Annotated in this window: 10 protein-coding genes; 6 read left to right on the plus strand and 4 right to left on the minus strand. The window is 71.3% G+C overall.

Features of this window, described 5'->3' with window-relative positions:
- Nucleotides 1-209: 209 nt before the first annotated feature.
- Nucleotides 210-1715, minus strand: a complete 1506-nt coding sequence (locus WMF19_RS31130; protein WP_437893708.1) for a hypothetical protein — start codon at nt 1713-1715, stop codon at nt 210-212.
- Nucleotides 1716-2137: 422 nt separating this feature from the next.
- On the minus strand, nt 2138-3547 hold the full coding sequence (locus tag WMF19_RS31135; protein ID WP_437893709.1) for a B12-binding domain-containing radical SAM protein: 1410 nt from the start codon (nt 3545-3547) through the stop codon (nt 2138-2140).
- A 44-nt stretch (nt 3548-3591) separates the two neighbouring features.
- On the opposite strand from WMF19_RS31135, the gene WMF19_RS31140 reads away from it, so the two are divergent.
- Nucleotides 3592-5394, plus strand: coding sequence for a monovalent cation:proton antiporter-2 (CPA2) family protein (locus WMF19_RS31140; protein ID WP_437893710.1), 1803 nt, complete (start codon nt 3592-3594; stop codon nt 5392-5394).
- Between the two features lie 30 nt (nt 5395-5424).
- Here WMF19_RS31140 and WMF19_RS31145 read toward each other — a convergent pair whose 3' ends face one another.
- The gene (locus WMF19_RS31145) at nt 5425-6819 is read right to left on the minus strand and encodes a sigma 54-interacting transcriptional regulator (protein ID WP_272094392.1); all 1395 of its coding nucleotides are present in this window, start codon (nt 6817-6819) and stop codon (nt 5425-5427) included.
- A gap of 1 nt (nt 6820) precedes the next feature.
- Nucleotides 6821-8347 carry a serine/threonine-protein kinase gene (locus tag WMF19_RS31150; RefSeq protein WP_437893711.1) on the minus strand — a complete coding sequence of 509 codons (1527 nt, stop codon included), beginning with the start codon at nt 8345-8347 and terminating at the stop codon, nt 6821-6823.
- A gap of 369 nt (nt 8348-8716) precedes the next feature.
- Here WMF19_RS31150 and WMF19_RS31155 point away from each other — a divergent pair, with 369 nt between their 5' ends.
- The 5 genes from WMF19_RS31155 (at nt 8717) to WMF19_RS31175 (ending at nt 15964) form a co-directional block, all read left to right on the plus strand.
- Complete coding sequence (locus WMF19_RS31155) at nt 8717-9106, plus strand: hypothetical protein (protein ID WP_272094394.1); 390 nt, start codon at nt 8717-8719, stop codon at nt 9104-9106.
- Nucleotides 9107-9159: 53 nt separating this feature from the next.
- Nucleotides 9160-9996: a PspA/IM30 family protein gene (locus tag WMF19_RS31160; protein WP_272094395.1), complete on the plus strand. Its 837-nt coding sequence runs from the start codon at nt 9160-9162 to the stop codon at nt 9994-9996.
- Between the two features lie 13 nt (nt 9997-10009).
- Nucleotides 10010-12832 (plus strand): cation-translocating P-type ATPase, encoded by a 2823-nt coding sequence (locus WMF19_RS31165; RefSeq protein ID WP_437893712.1) that lies wholly within the window; start codon nt 10010-10012, stop codon nt 12830-12832.
- Nucleotides 12833-12999: 167 nt separating this feature from the next.
- Nucleotides 13000-14961 carry a sugar-binding protein gene (locus WMF19_RS31170; RefSeq protein ID WP_437893713.1) on the plus strand — a complete coding sequence of 654 codons (1962 nt, stop codon included), beginning with the start codon at nt 13000-13002 and terminating at the stop codon, nt 14959-14961.
- Between the two features lie 94 nt (nt 14962-15055).
- A complete protein-coding gene (locus WMF19_RS31175; RefSeq protein WP_437893714.1) occupies nt 15056-15964 on the plus strand; it encodes a helix-turn-helix transcriptional regulator in 909 nt (302 codons plus the stop codon).
- Nucleotides 15965-15989 lie beyond the last annotated feature (25 nt).

Here is a 15989-nt window from a genome sequence, read left to right on the forward strand (position 1 = left end):
GAGCCAGACAAATCATCCTCAGACAGATCGCCACGGAGCTTGCCTTGCTGGCCGGTGTGGCGTTGCGCCTCACCGCTCCTCTGCGTGGGGCAAGGCGGCGCCGGCAGAGCTCGTGCGCTCGCGGCGGCGCGCTCGTGCGCGCTGACGTCGCGAGGCCTGGCCGGTGAGCTGGATGGGATACGGCTCAGGGCGCGCGGCGCGCGCTCTCTTCAGGGCAGCGTGGGGTAGGCGGGACCGAAGCTCGCCTCGACGTCGTTCCGCGTGGTGAGCAGCGGCGTCATCGCGCTGGCGTTCTCATAGAGTGGCTGCACGATGCAGGCCGCCTGGCCGCACTCGTCCGGCTCGGGGAAGAGCACGTCGGCGACGAGCCAGAACCTCTTGTGCCCTTCCGTGGGCTTGAACGCGACGGGCCGCTCTGGGCTGTAGAACCCCGTGTGCCCCAGATCGGCCCCGAGCGCGCTGTCGCAGAAGATCTTGATCCGGGGGTGGATATCGTGCTTCGCGCTGCCCTGACCATAGTAATACACGCCGATGCGCATCCACTGCCCCTTCGGCGGATAGTCGAGGTTGATGTTCTCCGGCGCGCAGAAGTCTACGTCGTTGGGGTCCGTCACGGTGGGGTCGCATTTCCAGTTGTCGAGGTCGAGCCGCGGGTTGTGGCAGCCAAGACCGTTGGCCTCCCATTGTCTCCCCACGCCCCGAGGGGCGTTGAAGCAGCCATTGTTGCCCGGCACCGGGTCGAGGTACCAGTTCACGGGATCCGGGAGCCTCGCGCTGTTCAAGAACCAGCGGATATCCGAGCCCTTTGACGAGAAGTGGTCGATGGTGCAGTTGTAAAAGCCGCAGTCCACCGACGAGCCCGACATGCTCCAGGGTTGCGTGTTGTTCGGCTTGTGGAGGTGTAGATCGAGATCGATGTCGCCGACCTCGTGCTCCCACTCGAGCTCGACGCGCAGGCCGCCCGCGCTGACGAAGAGCGGGTACTGGCAGCTCTGGGTAGCGCCGCTCGCGACGCGCTTCGTGTACGTGACGGTGTACTCGCCGGACTGCAGAGGCTTGAAATCGTCCGCCGGATCGGTGCCGGCCACTCCGGGGCACGGGTCGACGCCGTCGGGGCAATCCACCGTCCACAGCTCGGATCCCGCGACCGCATCCGCGCCGAACGCGCCGGTGCCTGCCTTGAGGTTTACATCGGCGAAGGGCGACGCCTGCATCGGGCGGCACGGAGCTCCGCTATCCATATGGCAGTTCTCGTCGGCGTGCACGCCGCCGACGCACGGGCCCCAGGTGCCGGTCTCGTCGCAGATCTGGGTGCCAGGAAAGCACCCCTCGCTGTTCCGGAACGACGGATCGCCGCGGAAGCAGGAGTGCGCCTGACCGGGGATGCACCCGCAGCTCTCGTCGATCATCCCATCGCAGTCGTCGTCCAGGCCGAGGGTCGCGCCGGTACATAGCTCCCTGTCGCCGCACGCGCTCCCACAAGAGTTCACCACCACATCGCCCTGCGGCTCGCGCCCTCCATCGATGTCGAGGAGCCCACCCAGCCCGTCGACTCCGCCGGTCGTGCCGCCCCCTCCCACCCCTGTATCGTGAGCTCCGCTCGAGTCGAGCTGGTTGGACGGACCCGTCGCGCTACAGCTGGCCGCGAAGCCAGCGCTGGACACGGCAGCGCCAACCACGATGAGGAGCGAGAAGGAGAACCGACGTCGACCCATGACACCTCCGCTTGAGGGATGCTCGATGCCGCGACAAAGCGGGCTCACACCCCGCTCGATACCCCGGCATTCCAGGAGCTCACGCGAGTGTAGCAAAATCAGCAAGCGACAATCGCACTGCAAGCGCGACAGAAGAACGTCGCTCGCTCACCGTATGCTGCTGTCAATCCAGGAGCGGTCGATTGCCCACATCCACCGATGCGCTGCGGGCGCTCCGCGCGCCGCGGAGCGCTCGGCCTGCGCGGGCGCAAGAGCGGCCTAGACGCGGCGTCCTGCGGCGCCCCATCACGCGGCGCCAGGGCGCCGCCTCATAGCCGGCGAGCGGAGCGCGGCGCCAATGCGCCGTGGCGTACCATTGCGCCGCAGCGTGCAGGACGGCGCCCACGCACGCACAGGGCGCGAAGCTGGCGCCAGGGGATCGCCTATCCGATGATCGGGAGCTGCCGAGCGCCCTTGGCCCTCGCAGGCTGCGGCTCCGGCTGCGGCTGCGGCTGCGCCACGGACGAAGCGGCCGCCTCCTCGATGTGCACGCCGGAGCGGAAGCGCTGCTCGCCGCCCGCGATCTTGCGGTGCGCCAGCGTGTGCTGCATGAAATTCAGCGGGAAGAAGCCCGCCAGCTGGATCCAGCTCGACTGCCGCGTGAGGGTGAACCTGCGCCATATCGAGGACGGCGAGTAGAATTTCGTCCACGCGGACACCCACCCCTCCCGGAGCCGCTCCCGCGACATCTGCTTGGGAACGAAATAGGGTGAGCCGGCGTCGTGGTCGCGGCGCAGCCACCAGCGCTCGTCCGTGAGGCGCCCCTCCGCCTTGAGGCGGCGGTACAGCTGCGTCGCAGGGTACGGGGTGAGGATGGCATACAGCGCCATCGTCAGCTTCATGTCGATGCCGAACTCCACGGTGCGATCGAACACCTCGGGATCGTCCGTATCGAAGCCGAAGACGAAGCTCCCCCAGACGGAGATGCCGTGATCGTGGAGCATCGCCATCGTGTCCTTGTACTGGGAGGGCCGGTTCTGCCGCTTTCCGGTGAACTTCACCGTCTCCTCGTCGATGCTCTCGAAGCCGATGAAGAGCGCCTTGCACCCGCTCTCGGCCATGAGCTTCACGTTCTCGAGGCGCTTGACCGCGGCGAGCGAGCACTGCCCTATCCAGTGCTTCTTCAGCGGGACCATCCGGGTGAAGAGCTCTTTCGAGTAAGCCCGGTGGATCATCACGTTGTCGTCCGCGAACATGATGAGCTTGCCGAGCGACCGGAGCTCGCTCAGCACCTCGTCGGTCGGGCGGAACCGCATCGTGGTGCCGTTCGCCGTCGACACGCTGCAGAACTCGCACGGATACGGGCAGCCGCGCATCGTCTGCACGACCTGGAACGGGATGTACTTCTTGGAGGTGAACAGGTCGCGCCGCGGCGGGGGCCTGCCCGCGAGGCTCGGCAGCTCCGGGCGGTAGATCGGCTTGAGCTCGCCGCGCTTCACGTCCGCGAGCAGGGCGGGCCAGGCGTCCTCCGCCTCGCCGACCACGACGGCGTCCGCGTGCTGCAGGGCCTCGTCGGGGCAGGCCGTCGGGTGGATGCCGCCGAGCACCACCTTCACGCCGCGCCTGCGGTAAGCGGCGGCGATATCGTAGCTGCGGCGGGCTGTCTTGCTGTCGACGCTGATCCCGACGAGGTCGACGTCCTTGACGTCGCGCTGGAGATCGAAGGGCTGTACGACGTCATCGGTGTAGATGATCTCATCCTCGGGGGGCGTGAGCGCCGCGAGGGTGCCGAGCCCCACCCGGGGCAGGTACGCGGAATCTTCGCTTGCCGTGGCGATGAGCTCGATCTGCATGGCCGATCGTGCTTATCACGGAGCCCCAAGGAGACCCACGACGAATGAGCTTGCTCTCTGACGCCGCAGTCTTTCTCGGCGCGGCCGTGGTCGCCGTGCCGCTGTTCAAGCGGATCGGCCTCGGCGCGGTGCTCGGCTACCTCGTCGCGGGCGCGCTGCTCGGCCCGTGGGGGCTGCGGATCATCACCAACGTCGAAGACATCCTCCACTTCTCGGAGCTCGGCGTGGTGCTGCTGCTCTTCCTCATCGGCCTCGAGCTCCAGCCGTCGCGGCTCTGGGTGCTCCGCCGCGCCGTGTTCGGCCTCGGCGGCGCGCAGGTCGCCGTCACGGGCGCGCTCATCGGGCTGAGCGGCGCCGCGCTCGGCCTGCGCGCCGACACCGCGGCCATCGCGGGCGTCGGGCTCTCGCTCTCGTCGACGGCGTTCGTCCTGCAGATCCTGGCCGAGAAGGGCCAGATGCAGTCGCAGCACGGCCGCTCCGCGTTCGGCATCCTGCTCTTCCAGGACCTCGCCGTGATCCCGCTGCTCGCGGTGCTCCCCCTGCTCAGCCACGCGGGCGGGGCCCCCGCCGAGGGGAGCGCCGTCGCCTCGTCGCTCAAGGCGGTGGCCGTGCTGCTCGCGGTCGTCGCCGGCGGCCGCTACCTCGTGCGCCCCGTCTTCCGGGCCATCGCCGCCACCCACGCCCACGAGATCTTCACCGCGGCGGCCCTGCTCGTCGTGCTCGGCACGGCGCTCCTCATGGTGCAGGTGGGCCTCTCCATGTCGCTCGGCGCCTTCATGGCGGGCGTGCTGCTCGCCGACTCGGAGTACCGCCACGAGCTCGAGGCGGACATCGAGCCGTTCAAGGGCCTGCTCATGGGGCTCTTCTTCATCGCCGTCGGCATGTCGGCGAACATCGGCCTCGTCGTCGCGCGGCCGCTGCTCGTCCTCGGGCTCGTCCTCGGCGTGATGGCGCTCAAGGCCGCCGTCCTGTTCGTCCTGGGCAGGGCGACCGGGCACGCGCGGGGCTCCGCGCGCGACCTCGCGCTCGCGCTGCCGCAGGGGGGCGAGTTCGCCTTCGTCCTCTTCGGGATGGCCGCGGGACAGGGCATCATGGACAGGCTCCTCACCGACCTCCTGGTCGTCGTGGTCACCCTGTCGATGGCGCTCACGCCGCTCGTCATCGCGCTCGGCGACGCGATCGTGAAGCGATGGCGGCGGGGCGCGCCAGAGCGCGAGTTCGACGCGATCGACGACAACGACCCCAGGGTCATCATCGCCGGATACGGCCGCTTCGGGCAGATCGTCTCTCGCGTCCTCCGCACGAGGAAGATCCCCTTCACCGCGCTCGACGCGAGCGCGACGCAGGTCGACTTCGTCCGCAAGTACGGCAACAAGATCTACTACGGGGACGCCTCCCGGCTGGACCTGCTCCGCGCGGCGCGCGCCGACAAGGCGAAGATCTTCGTGCTGGCGATCGACGACGTCGCGTCGTCGGTGAAGACGGCGGAGGTGGTGAAGCAGCACTTCCCGGACATCCGGATCTACGCGCGCGCCAGGAACCGCCAGCACGCGTATCAGCTCATGGATATCGGCGTGACGGTGCTGGAGCGGGAGACGTTCCTGTCGTCGCTCGAGGTGGCGGGGCGCGTGCTCGAGGGCCTCGGGATGCGGGAGCGGGACGCCCGCGCGACCATCGAGCGGTTCAGGGCCCACGACGAGAAGGTGCTGCTCCGCGGGCACGCTGTGCACAACGACGAGGTCAAGCTCATCGAGGCGGCGAAGCAGGCGGCGCAGGAGCTCGAAGGGCTGTTCGAGTCCGACGAGATCGCGCCGTCCGGAAGGGACGACAAGGCCGCGGCGGTGTGACGCGAGGCGAGCGAGCCGCGGTCGGCTCGCTCACTCCTGTTCCTGCTTCGCGCCGATGCCGTGGCGGCGCAGGTAAGCCCGCACGTGCGCCCGCTCCATGCCCGCGCGCCGCGCCATCTCGCTCACGTTGCCCTTCGCGTCCTCGGACAGGGCGGCGAAGTAGTCGCGCTCGAACCGCGCGAGGACGTCGCGCTTCGCCTCCTGGAACTGGCGGCCCTTCATCGACGCGAACGAGCTGCCGGCCGCGCTGCCGCCGGCGCCCGGGGGGATCGACGGCGAGGAGGAGCTCGGGTGCACCGGCGTCTCGGTGAGGGCGCCGAGGTGCGCCGCGATGTCGATCTCCTCGCCCTCGGCGGCGAGCGCGAACGCGACGGCAACCGCGTTCCGGAGCTCGCGGACGTTGCCCGGCCAGTCGTGCCGCATCAGCCGCTCGAGCGTCATGTTCGAGACGCGCTCGTAGGCGCTCTCGTCGCCGAGATCCTTCAGCATCCGGCGGACGAGCACGGGGATGTCCTCCACGCGCTGCCGGAGCGCCGGCAGCTCGATCTTGATCTGCGCGACGCGGAAGTAGAGGTCGCTCCGGAAGTTGCCGCCGTTGACGGCCCGCACGAGGTCGCGGCGCGTCGCCGCGAGCACGCGCACGTCGACCTCGCGGTAGCTCGAGCCGCCGACGCTCTTGATGCGGCGCTCGGCGAGCGCGCGGAGGAGCTTCGGCTGCACCTCGAGCGGCAGCTCGCCGAGCTCGTCGAGGAAGATCGTGCCGCCGTCCGCCTCGATGAACGGCGAGAGGCGCTTGTCGACAGCGCCCGTGAACGCGCCGCGCTCGTGGCCGAACAGCGTCGCCTCGGCCAGGGTCGGCGGGATCGAGCCGCAGTCCACGACCACGAACGGCTTCTTCGAGCGGGCGCTCGCCAGGTGCAGCGCCTGCGCGACGAGCTCCTTGCCCGTGCCGGTCTCGCCCGTGATGAGCACCGTGAGATCGGTCGGCGCCATCTTGGACAGGCGCTCGAAGATGGCCCGCATCCCGGGGCTGCTCGCCACGAGCGGGCCGAACGACGGGATCGCCGAGACCGTGATGCGCTCGGGCCGCAGGGGCTCGAACTGGATCTCGGTCTCGCCGAGCCGCAGCTTCGTGCTCGTGAGCAGGTAGATGTCGCCGACCCGCACGCCGCCGACGAAGGTCCCGTTCCGGCTGTCGAGATCGCGCACGCGCACGCCCTGCTCCGTGGCGACGAACTCGGCGTGCACCGCGCTGACCTTGGCGTCGTCGAGGACCAGCTGGCAGGCCGCGTTGCGGCCGACGATGACGGGATCGGTGCCGATCTCGATCCATCCGCCGCCGCGCGCGGCCGACGATTTCGTGAGGCGGATGCGCCCGCCGCGCACCTCGACCCGGTTCTTCGTGCCTACCGTTGCGTCGAGCAACTCAGTGCCTCTCTGTCTTGCGGCGCGAAGGGGGTCCCTCCGGCCGGGGAATCTCTGCGCCCCCGCCCCTGCTCGGCGGTGGCGGCGGCGCGCCTGCGCCCGCCCTGCTCGGCGGTGGCGGCGGTGCGCCCGCGCCCGCCCTGCTCGGCGGTGGCGGCGGCGCGCCCGCGCCCGCCCTGCTCGGCGGTGGCGGCGGCGCGCCTGCGCCCGCCCTGCTCGGCGGTGGCGGCGGCGCGCCTGCGCCTGCCCTGCTCGGCGGTGGCGGCGGCATGCCCGCCCTGCTCGGCGGTGGCGGCGGCGCGCCTGCGCCCGCCCTGCTCGGCGGCGCCGGCGGCGCGCCCACGCCCGTCCTGCTCGGCGGCGCCGGCGGCGCGCCCACGCCCGTCCTGCTCGGCGGCGCCGGCGGCGCGCCCACGCCCGTCCTGCTCGGCGACGCCGGCGGCGCAGCGGCCCTGCTCGGCGGCGGCGGGGGCACGGTGCTCCCGGCCCTGGGAGGGGCGAGCGGAGCAGGGGGCGGCGAGCTGTGGCCGGCGTCGGTGAAGCCGCCGCCGTTCTCCGTCATCGTCGGGGGGCCGTCGACGACCGTGGGGTTGTCTTCCAGGAACGCGTCGGGCAGCTCGGAGGGATACCTGCTCCGCTGCGAGCGGCGCGTCGCGCGGGTGATGTTCGCCGGCTGGATGGCGCGCCAGCTCGACAGCGCCTCTCCCGCGGAGCCGAAGCGCCCTTCGCGCCGGCGATCGAGCGCCCGCTCGAGGAAGCGCTCGATGCCCACCGGCCATTTCTCGCCGGTCGCCTCGGCGAGCGACGGCGCCGGGCGGTCGAGCTTCATCGCGACGAGCACCGCGGCGTTCGCCCCCTCGAACGGCAGCCGCCCGGACAGGGCCCGGAAGGCCACCGCGCCGACCGCGTAGATGTCGGCCCGCTCGTCGGCCCGCGCGGCGCCCCGCACCTGCTCCGGCGCCATGTACGCGAACGATCCCAGCGTCGCGTCGAAGGCGGTGAGCGTCGGCTCTTCCTTCTCGCGCCGCGTGAGCTTCGAGATGCCGAAATCGAGGATCTTCGCGCGCTCGCGCCGGTCCGGCAGGCCGAGGTGCTCGAGGTAGATGTTGCCCGGTTTCAGATCGCGGTGGATGACGCCCGCGGCGTGCGCGGCCACGAGCCCCTGGAGCACGTCGTCGATGATCGGCCCGACCTCGCTGAACGGCAGGTACTGCTCGCGCTTCAGCCGGTCCGCCAGCGACTCGCCGTCGAGCTGCTCGAACACGAGCAGATGCTCGCCCTCGTCCGTCTGGCCGACCTCGAGCAGCTGGCAGACGTACGGGCTCTGGATGGCCGAGGCGATCTTCGCCTCGCGATCGAAGCGCCGCACGAGATCCGGCTTCATCGCGGCGCGCGCCAGCAGGACCTTGATGGCGACCTGCTGATTGTCCGATTCCCGTGTTGCTGCCCAGACTTCGCCCATGCCGCCCCGCCCGAGCAGGCGGGTGACACGGTAGCCAGCAACGACGTCGCCCGGGTGGATCGCCACGTAACCTGGATCGGGACCGTACCACCGCAACTCTCGGACAGGTGAGAAAAAAGCGAGCGTCCGGGGAAAGGCGGTGATTCCCGTAGCGAGCAGAACCGATCACGGAGCGGCGCGCGTCGCGGCTCGCGGCGCGCAATCCAGGCGCGCGGCGCGCGTCGCGACGTGACAGCGCGCCGATGCGATCGGAGCACGAACCCAACGAAGGGGGCGCCATGGTTCGGAGGCCCACGGCGAGCCGCGCGCGCTCGATGAACGATCGTCGCGGCGTCGTCGCCGCAGCCCGCAGCCCGCGGCGCGCGGAATCCCGGGAAGAATCCGAGGGACGCGGCACTAGCCCGAGGCGACATGATTCTGTAGGCTCGGCGCGCCATGCCGCGCACAGCCGAGGATGTCGAAACCTACCTCCTGCAGCTCGATCGCCGGTTCGAGAACGACGCCGGTACCTACCTCGTCTCGGGGGGCGCGGGAGCGCCGCCGATCGCGATCCGCATCGACCCGCCGATCGTGGCGGTGCGCGTCTCGATCGGCCCTGTCCCCGGGGACGACGCACACCAGACCAAGCTCTTCCGCCGCCTGCTCGAGTACAACGCGACGGATCTGATGCATGCTTCGTATGGGATCGAGGCGGGCACCGTCGTCCTGTCGGCGGCGCTGGAGCTCGAGAACCTCGACATGAACGAGCTCGAGGCGATCCTGAGCGACATCGATCTCGCGCTCGCCCGCCACGTCCCCGTGCTGCACGATCTCGCGCTCAGCTGAGCAGACCCGCCGCGCCTTTCGACCCTGCGCACCCCGAGAGTTGGAGCTGATCTATGGGAATTTTCGCGCGCCTTGCGACCCTCATCAAGTCGAACCTGAACGACCTCATCAGCCGCTCGGAGGACCCCGAGAAGATGCTGAACCAGGTCGTCATCGACATGGCAAACCAGCTGATCGAGGCGAAGAAGCAGGTCGCCGTCTCGATCGCCGACGAGAAGCGGCTGGCCAAGCAGGCCGAGCAGGAGGCCGCTCACGCCGCGGAGTGGGAGCGCAGGGCGATGCTCGCGATCAAGGCGGGCGACGACGCGCTGGCCAAGGAGGCGCTGAACCGCAAGAAGGAGCACGACCAGCTCGCCACCTCCTACAAGGACCAGTGGCAGAAGCAGAAGCAGGCCGTCGACCAGCTGAAGACGGCGCTGCGCCTCCTGAACAACAAGATCGAGGAGGCGAAGCGCAAGAAGAACGTGCTCATCGCCCGGAAGAAGCGGGCCGAGGCGCAGAAGGCCATCCAGGAGACGATGAGCGGCCTGAACAACGCCTCCGCCTTCGAGACGTTCGACCGGATGGCGAACAAGATCGACCAGATCGAGGCCGAGGCCGAGGCCGCCGGGGAGATCGCCGAGCAGTACACGGGCGACACGCTGGCGCACCGGTTCGGGCAGCTCGAGGCGACGGCGGGCGCGGACGACGAGCTGCTCGCGCTCAAGCGGAAGATGGGCGTGCTCCCGCCCGAGCCGCCGCCCGCCGCGGCGCCGCCGCCTCAGGTGCGCGTGGCCGGCGCGGGCGGCGCGCCGGCCGCCGCGCCCCAGGCCGAGCAGGACGAGCTCGCGGCGGCGATCGCGGAGCTCGAGGCCGAAGAACAACGTGAACAAGCCAGGATGAAGCGCTAGAGCACGCCTGCCCATGAGCCAAGCCGCCACGGCGCTCCGCCCGGCCGGACCGAACGCCTCTCCCGCCGCTCCCATCCCAGTCCACGCCGAGGAGGTCGGCGCCTTCCTCGAGCGCGTCGGGGTCAGCTCGTCCGGCGGGCTCTCCGACGCCGAGGCGCAGAGGCGCCTCGCGGAGCACGGCAAGAACCGGCTGCCCGAGACGAAGAAGAAGAGCGCGCTCGTCCGCATCCTCGAGCAGTTCGCGAACCCGCTCGTGCTCACGCTCCTCGCCGCGGCGGCGATCGCCGTGGTCGTCGGCTTCACGGCCGACCAGGACGAGAGCTTCCTCCACCGGTTCGGCGACGCGATCGCGATCCTGCTCATCGTGATCCTGAACGCCTTCCTCGGTTACTACCAGGAGCGGCGCGCGGAGGCCGCCCTGGAGGCCCTCCAGAAGCTCAGCGCGCCGAACGCGCGCGTCCGACGCGGCGGCAAGACCGTGGTCATCGCGGCCGAGGACGTCGCGCCCGGCGACATCCTCGAGCTCGAGGCGGGCGACTCGGTCCCGGCCGACGCGCGGCTCGTGCAGACGATCAGCTTCGCGACCGAGGAGGCGGCGCTGACGGGCGAGAGCGCGGCCGCGGTCAAGGACGCGCTCGCCCCTGTCGCGCGCGACGCGCCGCTCGGCGACCGGGTCACGATGGTCTTCACCGGCACGAGCGTCGTGCGCGGCAAGGGGCGCGCGGTGGTGACCGCGACCGGAGTGGGCACCGAGCTCGGCCGGATCGGCGAGATGATCCGCTCGGTCGGCGAGCAGAAGACGCCCCTCGAGGAGCGCCTCGATCGCTTCGGCTCGGTGATCCTGCGGGTCTGCCTGGCGCTCTCCGCGGTGCTGCTCGGCTGGGGGTTCATCCGGGGCGGCCGGCCGTGGCACGAGCTCCTGCTCGAGGGCGTGAGCCTCGCGGTGGCCGCCATCCCCGAGGGGCTGCCCGCGATCACGACGATCACGCTCGCGCTGGGGATGCAGCGCATGGCGCGGCGCGGGGCGATCGTGCGCAAGCTGCCCGCGGTCGAGACGCTCGGCGCCGCGACGATCATCGCGTCGGACAAGACGGGCACGCTCACCCAGAACGAGATGACCGTCCGCAACGTGTACGCGGGCGGCCGCCGCTACACGGTGACCGGCGAGGGGTACAACCCGGCGGGCGCGCTGCGGGACGAGCGCGGCGCGGAGGTCGTGGAGCACGCGGCGCCCCTCACGTACCTGTTCGCGACGGTCGCGCTCTGCAACAACGCGTCGCTCGACGAGGACCGGGCGACTGGCCGCTGGAACATCGTCGGCGATCCGACCGAGGGGGCGCTGCTGACGCTGGCCGCGAAGGGCAACTACTCGCGCGAGTCGGTGGCGCCGTCGCACGCGTTCGTGCACGAGCTGCCGTTCGACAGCGACCGCAAGCGGATGACGGTGATCACGCGGGACGAGCGCGGCCGCGAGATCGCGCACGTGAAGGGGAGCGTCGACGTGCTCCTCCCGCTCTGCGTGAAGTTCGCCGACGACAAGGGCGTGCGGGCGCTGACCGAGGACGACCGCGTCGCGATCGTCGCCGAGGCCGATCGCATGAGCGCGGCCGCGCTGCGCGTGCTCGCGATCTGCCGCCGGGTGCGGCTCAGCCGCGACGAGGACGACATCGAGCGCGAGCTCACGTTCCTCGGCCTGGTCGGGATGATGGACCCGCCGCGGCAGGGAGTGAAGGAGGCGGTGGCCGAGTGCCGCCGCGCCGGCATCCGCGCCGTCATGATCACCGGCGACCACCGGCTCACCGCGACGGCGATCGCCAAGGAGATCGGGCTCTGGGACGAGGGCGACGAGGCGCTCAGCGGCGCGGAGCTCGCGGCGATGGGCGACGAGGAGCTGGCGCGGCGGATCATGCACCTGCGCGTCTTCGCCCGGACGACGGCGGAGCAGAAGCTCCGGCTCGTGCGGGCGTTCAAGGCGCACGGCCACATCGTGGCGATGACGGGCGACGGCGTGAACGACGCGCCCGCGCTCCGGGAGGCGCACATCGGCGTGGCGATGGGGCGCGGGGGCACCGACGTGGCGCGGCAGGCGGCGGACCTCGTGCTGGCGGACGACAACTTCGCGACCATCGTCGAGGCGGTGCGCGAGGGGCGCGCCATCTACCGCAACATCCAGAAGTTCATCTTCTTCCTGCTCTCGTCGAACATGGGCCTCCTCGTGGCCGTGTTCGTCGTCTCGTTCTTCGGCAAGTGGCCGCCGCTGACGCCGCTCATGATCCTCTGGATCAACCTCGTGACGAACGGCCTGCCGGCGCTCGCGCTCGGCATCGATCCGCCGGATCCGCAGCTCATGTCCGAGGCGCCGCGGCCGCGCGACGAGGGCCTGCTCGTCAAGCGCGACTACCTCGGCATCCTGTACGTCGGCGCGATCATGGGGCTCGCCGCCGTCGCGCTCTACGCGACGTCGGACCAGACCGAGGAGGCGCTGCTCCGCACGCGCGCCGTCGCCTTCTCGCTGCTGGCGCTGTCGCCGCTCTTCCACGCCTGGAGCTGCCGGAGCCCGGTCATCTCGCTCTTCGCGTCGAAGCCGCTCATCAGCCTCCCGCTCCTCCTGGCGGTCGCGGCGAGCGCGGCGATCCACCTGATCGCGCTGCTCGTGCCCGCGCTGCGCCCGGTCTTCCGCACGTACGCGATGTCGTCGAACGAGTGGATGCTCCTGCTCGTCCTCTCGGCGCTCATCGTGCCGGCCGTCGAGATCGCAAAGCTCGTGTACCGCCGGATCCGCCCCGAAGGCGCCGGCCCCGCCCGCCTCACGCCCTCTCCCAGACCCCAAGGATGACAGCAGGCGAGGGCCTCGGCACCGCCGGGCCCCCTCGCCTGCCACGTCGAAATCGTCGCCTCGCGGCGTCCAGGTGACGCCTCGGGTGGGGCGACGCTGAGCGATCCGGAAAGAAAGTGCTCGTGGTAAGAACAAGCGGGCGCGGAGAGGCGTCCAAACCCGAGCTTATGAGACGTAAAACACACTCGCACCGTGCGCCGGGGGCTCGAACCTCCGGCTCCCGCTTCGCCGCGCTCGCGCCGGTCGCGCTGGCGGCGCTGACCACCGCCGCCCCCTCCTCCGCCCTCGCCGCCGGCACGCCGATCGCGGCGCCGCTCGTCGAGTCGAAATGGCTCAAGCTCGACGGGGTCCCGAAGGAGTGGCCGGTGGCGTTCACCTCCCTCGGCCTCAAGCTCAAGGGCAAGCCCAGCAAGGCCGATCTGGCCGCGCAGGTGGCCATCGCCTACGACGACGCGCGGATCTACGTGGCGGCCGACGTGACCGACGACACGCTGCGCGGCGGCGCCGATCACGTGAAGGTCGTGATCGGGTTCCCGGGCGGAAAGGTCCAGGAGGTGGCGCTCTACCCTGGGCAGCCGGGCAAGACGGCGGGGAGCGTCAAGGTCCCGGGCGGCAAGGCGGTGGCCGGGGCGAAGGTCATCGAGGCCCCCCGCAGCGGCGGGTACACCCTGGAGGCGAGCGTCCCCTGGACGGCGTTTCCCGAGGCGGCGACGACCCGGGTCGGGCTGCGGGCGGGGCTCTTCGTCCACGACGACGACGGCGGAGGGGTCGACGCCGTCGTCGGCAGCGCCGCCTCGGAGGCGTACGCGTCGCTGTCGCCGCTCGCGACCGAGCCGGAGCTCGCGCTCACCGACGGCCTCCTCCGGAGCAAGGGCATCCAGGGTCGCGCGAGCTACGACCTCGTCGCCGACGTGGCCGGCGATGCGATGCGGGAGCGGGTGCTCGTCTACGAGCGCTACATGATCGTCCTCGGCCCCGGGTTCCGGAAGGGCGCGCAGTACTACTTCGAGGACCTCGGGGTCGACGCCAAGGACGGGATGCTGCCGTCGCTCACGGCGCGCGACCTGACGGGCGACGGCCAGGCGGAGCTCATCCTGCGGAAGCGCTCCGGCAGCGGCGCGAAGTACCGCGAGGTGATGCACGTGCTCCAGTTCGGCGCCGGCGACACGCCGAAGCCGATCTTCCAGCACGAGATCGCGATCGCGACGGAGAAGGGCTCGGTCGTCAACGACGTCGACTTCGTGGCGGACGGCGACAAGGTGGCGATCCGCGTGGAGCCGGGCAAGGCGACCCGGTACGACGCGAGCAACTACGCGGAGGGGGTCGAGACGACGTACGACCCGCTGCTGTTGCCGTGGGGGTCGATCAAGTCGCAGCTCTACAAGCTGACCGGCGGGGTGTTCACCAAGGCGAGCGAGCAGCGGCAGGCGGGCGCCGCGGGGCCGCGCCCGGCGCCGGCGAGGGCCGAGGAGGCGCGGGCCGCGCCGAAGCCGGCCGGCCTCTCGCCGGCCGAGATGCTCGACAAGGTGTACGCCCTCTACCGGCGCGACCGGAGCGCCTCGGCGAGCAAGCCGCAGTTCGACCTCGGTGCCGACATGGCCGGCGGCAAGGAGCCCGAGCGGGTGCTCCTGCACGACCGCGACATCGTGGTGTTCGGCAAGGGGTTCCGTGGCGGCGCGGGGTACGCGTTCATGACGCTCGCGCAGTTCGCGTCTCCGGCCGACATCCGCTCGATGAGCGCGCGGGATCTCACCGGCGACGGCAAGGCGGAGATCATCGTCCACGGCACCGTCCGCGCGGCGGCGCCCAAGGAGGCGGGCGGCGGGACCGTGGACCGCGACGTCGTGATGATCTTCCGGGTCGACGGCGAGAGCATCCAGCGGATCTTCGCGGCCGAGGTGGCGCGCAGCGTCGGCGACAAGAAGATCGCCGGCGAGCTCAGGTTCGTGCGCGTGGGCGACAAGGTGGGGATCGAGCTCGCCCCGGGGAAGGCCGTCGAGTGGACGGAGCAGACGTACCCCTTCAACCAGGACAAGGCGCCCGTCGGCGGCTTCGAGCCGCTGCTGCTGCCGTGGGGCGGAGCGCAGCCGGCGCGGTACGTCTGGAACGGGTCGATCTTTGCCAAGTAGGCGGGAAGAGGGCCTCGCGGCGTCAGAAAACGCCATGTCTCACCGCGAGCGGCGCGCGGTGAGACGGGGGCCGTCGCGGGCCTGAGGGGCGCAGGTGGCCGAGTTTCGCTTCACGACCTCGTCGGGTCCCTCCGGCGCGCCGGGGGCCACGATCGCGCTCGTGGCGCGCCGCGACCAGCCGCCGTGCGACGGCGTGAGCGGCGCCTTCGACGCCCACGTGCTCGGCGTGCACCTCGGGGCGCCCGCGCGCGTGCGCCAGCGCCGGGAGGGTCGCATCCACGAGGGCGTGTTCGGGCGCGGGGATCTCACGGTGATCCCTGCCGGGTGGCAGAGCACGTGCTGGACGCGGGACCGGTCCGGCTTCCTCCACGTGCACGTGCCGGACGCGCTGGTCGCGCGGGTGGCCGAGGGCATCGCTCCGCCCGGCGGCCGGGAGCTCGCGTGCCTGTTCCGCTTCGACGACCCCGTGGGCCGCGAGCTCGCCCTGTCGATGCTGCACGAGGCCGAGACGGGGGGCGACGCCGCGGCCGGGTACGTCGAGGCGTCGGCCGTGGTGCTCGCGGCGCGCATGCTCCGGGCTTCGGGCCTCTCGCTGCGCCCTCCCCCGCGTTCGGGGCTGCCGCTTCCGGTGCTCCGCCGCGCGAAGGAGCTGCTCCACGAGGGCATGGAGCGCAACGTCGGCGTGGTCGAGCTCGCCGACGCGGCCGGCATGAACGTCCACCACTTCTCGCGGATGTTCAAGCGCTCGACCGGCCTCTCGCCGCACCGCTACCTCGGCCAGATCCGCGTCGATCGCGCGAAGGCGCTGCTCGCCGACCCCGGCCGCCGGATCATCGACGTCGCGGCGGAGATCGGCTTCGCCAACGCGAGCCACTTCGCCGCGTTCTTCCGGAAGGCGACCGGGATGACCCCGGGGGCCTACCGGCGCGCATCGACTGGCACCGGCGCCGGCGCCGGCGCGCGAGGCGTCACGAACGCGTCCTCCGCGCCCCGAACGCGGTAGAGGCGCAAAACTCCGTCCTGCTACG

The sequence above is a fragment of the Sorangium sp. So ce124 genome (assembly GCF_051525235.1).
Lineage (GTDB): Bacteria > Myxococcota_A > Polyangia > Polyangiales > Polyangiaceae > Sorangium > Sorangium atrum.